Source organism: Bathymodiolus azoricus thioautotrophic gill symbiont (genome assembly GCF_001298715.1).
GTDB lineage: Bacteria > Pseudomonadota > Gammaproteobacteria > PS1 > Pseudothioglobaceae > Thiodubiliella.
The window spans coordinates 1-6,196 of the sequence record NZ_CDSC02000261.1 but is presented as its reverse complement, the minus strand read 5'-3'; the positions used below and the strand labels follow the sequence as shown (position 1 = coordinate 6,196).

Here is a 6,196-nt window from a genome sequence, read left to right as displayed (position 1 = left end):
TTTGTCTAGGGTTATTGTTAGTTTTATTGTTATAAATCAATGTTTTGTGTGGTTTTTAAGGGTTGACTAACTAACCGAGGCTTTACGGAAATATCACTTGAAGAATTACAACACTTTAATAAGGATTTTGCAGTGCATAGCCTTAAGGCGATTGGAAAGATTTAATTTTTCTTAGGTTTTTTGTTAGATTTATCACCCCAGAATCCTTTCTTATTTTTGGCTTTATTTTCAGCGGAATTACTGTTTTTTCCGTATCTTGGCTTGTTGCGACTCTTGTTCTTTTTTGGCTTTTTGTTTTTAGGTGGAAGGAGTTTTTTACCAGTTTCAGGCACATCATGACTAGGAATAAAATCATCTACCATAATACGATCAAGTTTTTTCTGAGTTAGGCGCTCAATGTCGAAAAGTTGTTTGGCTTCATCAGCACTTACCAATGATATAGCCTCACCTTTAGAACCTGCACGACCTGTTCTACCGATACGATGCACATAATCTTCAGGGACATTAGGTAAATCGAAATTTACCACATGTGGCAGCTCAACAATATCAATACCACGAGCAGCGATATCAGTGGCGACTAAAACATTTACTTTGCCTGCTTTGAAATCTGCCAAGGCACGCGTACGAGCACCTTGGGATTTATTGCCGTGGATGGCAGCTGCAGTGATGCCTTTTTTGCCGAGTTGGGTAGCAATACGATTAGCACTGTGCTTGGTACGACTAAATACTAAGACTTGATACCAGCTATGTTCTTGAATAAGATGCGTTAGTAAGGCTTGTTTTTTGGATTTGTCAACAGGGTGAATCCACTGTTTGACAGATTTTACGGTGGTGTTTCTTGGTGTTACTGAGATTTCTATAGGATCGTTAACTAAAGTTTTTGCTAATTTTCTGATTTCATCAGAAAAAGTGGCGGAGAACATTAGGGTTTGTCTATTTTTAGGTAGAATTTTTAAAATGCGTTTAATGTCGTGAATAAATCCCATGTCTAACATTCTATCGGCTTCATCAAAAACTAAGATTTCTAGCTGGTCAAACTTCACGGCATTTTGTGAATACAAATCTAATAATCTACCCGGTGTTGCCACCAAAATATCCACACCACCTCTGAGTTTTTGCATTTGTGGGTTAATTTTCACACCACCAAATACAACTGTTGACTTGAGGGCTAGTTGCTTACCATAATCAACAACGCTGGCGTTCACTTGTGCAGCGAGTTCGCGTGTTGGGGTTAAAATAAGTGTGCGGACTTGGTTAGATTTTGCGGGTGTGCCTTTTGATAAAATTTGCAAAATTGGCAAGGTAAAACCCGCAGTTTTTCCTGTGCCTGTTTGTGCAGCGGCCATAATGTCTTTGCCATCTAATACTACAGGAATAGCCTGCTCTTGAATTGGTGAGGGCTTGTCATAGCCTTTTTTGGTAACTGCTTCTAGGATAGAGTCTGATAGACCTAATTTGGAAAAACCCATGGGATTATGCGATTAAGATAAAGGCGAGTATTTTACGGCAGCCTGCTATCGCAAACTATAATAATCACATGAATAATAAAGTTATCAAAACACCCTGCTTGAACATTTGTAAATACAATAAGCAAAACTTCTGCGTAGGTTGCAAACGCAACAGCGATGAGATCACAAACTGGATGAGTTATTCAGGCGCAATGCGTGAGGCGATTATAAAAGATTTAGACAATCGAGAAATCGAAAATTTAGAAAGTTAGACTTCTGAGGGTGTGCGTGCCTTAATGCTTAACGCGTGCAACTCGCCACTGTCAATATTTGCGCGAACAGTCGCCAATACCATTTTTTGTCTGGCTAATAATGATAGCCCCTCAAAGATTGGTGAAACCACCAAGGTTGAACAATTACAACCATCACCTTCCATAGTGACGGTTGAATTCTCAATGCCTGCTTCAAGTTTTGCTTGGATTTCTTCTAATGTCATGCGCCAAATATCCCCTTAAGTGTAAAGAAAAATAGGATTGACATCAATGCACCTGCTGGCAATGTAATCAACCACGATAAAAATATTTTATTAATCACGCGGGTATTAAGTGCTGCCATGCCTCTTGCCAAACCAACACCTAAGACTGCACCCACCAATACTTGCGTAGTGGACACTGGTAAGCCTGTACCTGATGCAACCACCACTGTTGCAGCTGCTGCTAGGGTTGCAGCAAAACCACGCGAAGGTGTTAATTGAGTAATACCAGTACCAATTGTTGCAATTACCTTATGTCCATAAGTCACCAAACCAAATACGATACCAGCGCCGCCCACTAATAAGATGCTAACAGGCAACGCACTTTTAGAACCAATCAAACCACCGCTATCAATCACACCATAAATAGCAGCCAGTGGGCCAATCGCATTTGCCACATCGTTAGATCCGTGTGCGAATGCCATTGCCGCTGCCGTAATCAGCATCAATATACCAAAGACTCTTTCCATAGAGGTAAAGTGAAAATCAATATTTTCATCAACATCAAGATGAATGCGACGGACAAAGAATGTACCAATAACAGCAACCAACACGCCAAATCCAGTTGCCAACATATAACTTACACCTATCTCAAAATGCAAACCCACATGTTTCAATCCCTTGAAAATTGTCACTAAAGAAATCACAAAACCCACTAAAAACATATAAAACGGCACATACCTTTTGGCGTTATCAAATGGATTTTCAGTATCAATAATGAGTTTTTGTAAGCTCTTGAATAAAACAAAAGCAATACTACCTGCCAAGATTGGCGAGACAATCCAACTCATTGCAATTGTGCCAACTTTACCCCATGCAACGGCATCAACACCCACACCAACTGCGCCAAAACCAACGATAGCACCCACGATTGAGTGTGTTGTTGATACCGGCCAACCTAGAGAAGAGGCAATCATTAGCCAAAATCCTGCTGCCAACAATGATGCCAACATACCATAAACCAATAAATGCGGGTCATTGGTAAAAATACTGGCGTCTAAAATACCTTTACGAATGGTCGCTGTGACTTCGCCACCTGCCAATACCGCACCTGCGAACTCAAAAATAACAGCAATGATAATTGCTTGTTTAATGGTGATTGCACCTGATCCCACTGAGGTTCCCATTGCATTTGCAACATCATTTGCACCCACACCCCACGCCATAAATAAGCCAAAAACAATCGCTAGAACTAATAAGATATCGCCATAATTTGCAATGATTTCCATAATTAAACCTTATTTAGCGAGCAATACTTCTAGGCGAGAACCGACCTTTTGAGCAGCATCAGCTAACTCGCCTAACCATTCAACAGCGCGATAGTAAAACATGACATCTACTGGTGGCAAACCTTGTTCTAAAGGAAATAATTTAGCGCGGATTACATGTTGAATTTTATCTGACTCACTTTCAAGTTCATTGACATCTTCAATAATGGAGCTAACCACCTTGCGCTCACGGTTACCAAATGCGGTTTCTAATAATTCGTCTAGCTCATTAACGGCTTTAAGTGCTGCTGCTGAAGTTTTAATACAAACATCAGTAAGTTCAATCACATCATCAAAAATCTCATTTGGCAAAGTCATCTTGCGATTAATCATCAGACCTGAAACATCCTTAGTAATGTTGGCAATAGAATCTTGAATTAACAACAAATCTAATAAGTCACGACGAGAAAACGGCATCATAAAAGTTGAAGGCAGACTTAAACGCAATTTCTTTTTTAGTATATCGGCTTCGCCTTCCTTGTGTCCAATAGTGCCTCTAATTGCTTCCGCTTCCGTCCAGTTTTTTTCGTGAATAGCGACCATAAAACCTTTAAGCTCAGAAATACATGAATGCACGCTGGTCATATGCTGTTGTAATGGGCTAATCGGTGATTTTCCGAACAGTCCGTCAATGATACTTTTTGGCATGGTTTGGTTTATCCCTCTTTAAATTTATGATTACAGTCTGTGCTATCAATAATATGCATTTTCAACAAATAACCCTATATGTCAAGTTTTATTTTTTGATTTTTTTAACTGCCTACACAATGTTATAATTTACCACTTAACAATTTGCTAATTTTAACTTAATATGAATTTAAATTATCTTGACTTTGAACAACCAATTGCTGAATTAGAAGGCAAAATTGAAGCGCTTGAAAATATCAAGGACAAGGCTGATATTTCTCAAGAAATAAAAGCCTTAGAAAACAAAAGCATCTCACTAACAAAAAAGATTTTTGCCTCGCTTTCAGATTGGCAAATCGCACAATTAGCGCGCCACCCTAGTCGACTTTATACATTAGATTATGTTAATTCGGTCTTTGATGAATTCAGCGAACTTCATGGTGACCGAGCTTATGCAGATGACAGCGCAATTGTTGGCGGTATTGCTAAACTAGATGGCGCATCAGTCATGTTTATTGGTCAGCAAAAAGGTCGCACAACACAAGAAAAAATTAAACACAACTTTGGTATGCCGAAACCAGAAGGCTACCGTAAAGCCTTACGCTTAATGAAAATGGCAGAAAAATTCTCAATGCCAATTGTTACCTTTATTGACACTCCAGGGGCTTATCCCGGTATTGGCGCAGAAGAGCGTGGGCAGTCTGAGGCGATTGCCAGAAACTTATTCGAGATGTCAACCTTAGCAACCCCTATTATCTCTGTAGTGATTGGTGAGGGTGGTTCAGGTGGTGCGCTTGCAATTGGTGTGGCTGATAAAATGATGATGTTTGAATATAGCATCTATTCAGTGATTTCACCTGAGGGTTGCGCCTCTATTCTTTACAAAGACGCCAGCAAGGCGAGTATAGCAGCAGAATCGCTTAAACTCACTAGTTCGCGCCTTAAAAATGAAGGCTTGATTGACAGTATTATCTCTGAACCACTTGGCGGTATTCATCGTGACCCCCAACAAGCAAAAATCTTATTAAGAGAAGCATTAAAACAGCAACTCAAAGAAATCAGCAATATAGATATTGAACAACTGGTTCAACAACGCGCGGAAAAACTCCTAAGTTTTGGAAGATTTCAAGAACAAGGATAACGCTCTAAAGGATAAGAAAATTGTCCTTGGATTAAGTGGCGGTATTGATTCGGTTGTTCTGCTACATTATTTACACACACACTATCCGAATAATCTGCGTGCTGTGCATTGCAATCACCACTTGTCTAAACATTGCAATGAGTGGGAGATGTTTTGCAAGGATTTATGCACTGCGCTAAACATTCCTTATACTAATATTGATATTCAGTTGTTAAAAATGTCAAATATAGAGGAAAATTCGCGTAAAAGTCGTTATCATTCACTATCTTCTAATTTAGAAAAAGACGAGATATTGTGTACCGCCCACCATCAAAACGATCAAGCAGAAACCTTGCTATTACAGCTATTTCGTGGCTGTGGCGTAGCTGGACTTGCTGCTATGCCGAAATCAAAACCTTTTGGCAAAGGCACACATTATCGCCCAATGCTCAATATTGGAAAATCTGCCATTCTTAAATATGCCAAAAATAATCATCTATCTTGGGTTGAAGATGACAGCAATATGGACAAAAACTTCCGTCGCAATTTTCTAAGACTGGATATTATTCCCAAACTGGAAACAGTTTATAAAAATCTAACACTCACTTTATTGCGTAGCGCAAAGCATCAATCTGAAGCCCTGCACCTAATACAAGATTTGGCAAAGATTGATATTAAAAAAAATCAAATTATAAGTGGCAACCAACTAGATGTTAAATGCCTTATGCAACTTGAACCCTATCGCATTAAAAACATCATGCGTTATCATTTGAGTGTGTTGAACTTCCTTGCACCATCCGATAAAATAATGCAACAAATGTTAGGCTTATTATCTGCCAAAGAAGACGCTAATCCTTTGGTGAACTGGGGTAATTTCGAGATGCGTCGTTATAAGAATAAACTCTACTTTATTGACACTCAAATGACAAAAAATAAAGAGAATTGCCCGTATCATGATGAATTTAAAAATACTGCTCATTTTTCTATTCGCTATCGAAATGAAGCTCAGCGTATTAAATTACCTGGCAAAACACATTCGCAATCACTCAAGAAAGTCTTGCAAGAAGCAGGTATTCCACCTTGGGAAAGAAATACATTAAAAATGTATTATATTGAGAACGAACTACGCGCAATGGAGCGCATCGGCTATATGCAAGACGATTAGCATTAACTTAGCCGTTAACCTGAGAGTTAACAATAA

At 39.1% G+C, this 6,196-nt stretch carries 7 protein-coding genes; 3 read left to right on the top strand and 4 right to left on the bottom strand.

Annotated elements, in window-relative coordinates; translation table 11 throughout:
- Positions 1 to 161 precede the first annotated feature (161 nt).
- Complete coding sequence (locus tag BAZSYMA_RS04995; RefSeq protein WP_090716277.1) at positions 162 to 1,469, bottom strand: DEAD/DEAH box helicase; 1,308 nt, start codon at positions 1,467 to 1,469, stop codon at positions 162 to 164.
- A gap of 68 nt (positions 1,470 to 1,537) precedes the next feature.
- On the opposite strand from BAZSYMA_RS04995, the gene BAZSYMA_RS04990 reads away from it, so the two are divergent.
- On the top strand, positions 1,538 to 1,720 hold the full coding sequence (locus BAZSYMA_RS04990) for a DUF1289 domain-containing protein (protein WP_090716274.1): 183 nt from the start codon (positions 1,538 to 1,540) through the stop codon (positions 1,718 to 1,720).
- On the opposite strand, the gene BAZSYMA_RS04985 is transcribed toward BAZSYMA_RS04990, so the two are convergent.
- Genes BAZSYMA_RS04985 through BAZSYMA_RS04975 form a run of 3 tightly spaced genes read right to left on the bottom strand, consistent with a single transcriptional unit; the run spans position 1,717 to position 3,896 of the window.
- Entirely contained in the window at positions 1,717 to 1,944 is a 228-nt protein-coding gene (locus BAZSYMA_RS04985) for a BolA family protein (protein WP_090716270.1), read from the bottom strand. The two genes, BAZSYMA_RS04990 and BAZSYMA_RS04985, sit on opposite strands and share 4 nt — an antisense overlap.
- Positions 1,941 to 3,209, bottom strand: a complete 1,269-nt coding sequence (locus BAZSYMA_RS04980; protein ID WP_090716267.1) for an inorganic phosphate transporter — start codon at positions 3,207 to 3,209, stop codon at positions 1,941 to 1,943. The genes BAZSYMA_RS04985 and BAZSYMA_RS04980 overlap by 4 nt, the downstream gene beginning before the upstream one ends.
- Before the next feature lie 9 nt (positions 3,210 to 3,218).
- Positions 3,219 to 3,896: a TIGR00153 family protein gene (locus tag BAZSYMA_RS04975; RefSeq protein ID WP_090716265.1), complete on the bottom strand. Its 678-nt coding sequence runs from the start codon at positions 3,894 to 3,896 to the stop codon at positions 3,219 to 3,221.
- A gap of 163 nt (positions 3,897 to 4,059) precedes the next feature.
- Between BAZSYMA_RS04975 and BAZSYMA_RS04970 the strand changes: the two genes are divergently transcribed.
- The gene (locus tag BAZSYMA_RS04970; RefSeq protein ID WP_090716263.1) at positions 4,060 to 5,016 is read left to right on the top strand and encodes an acetyl-CoA carboxylase carboxyltransferase subunit alpha; all 957 of its coding nucleotides are present in this window, start codon (positions 4,060 to 4,062) and stop codon (positions 5,014 to 5,016) included.
- Positions 4,991 to 6,160: a tRNA lysidine(34) synthetase TilS gene (gene tilS / locus BAZSYMA_RS04965; protein WP_090716259.1), complete on the top strand. Its 1,170-nt coding sequence runs from the start codon at positions 4,991 to 4,993 to the stop codon at positions 6,158 to 6,160. The genes BAZSYMA_RS04970 and tilS overlap by 26 nt, the downstream gene beginning before the upstream one ends.
- Positions 6,161 to 6,196 lie beyond the last annotated feature (36 nt).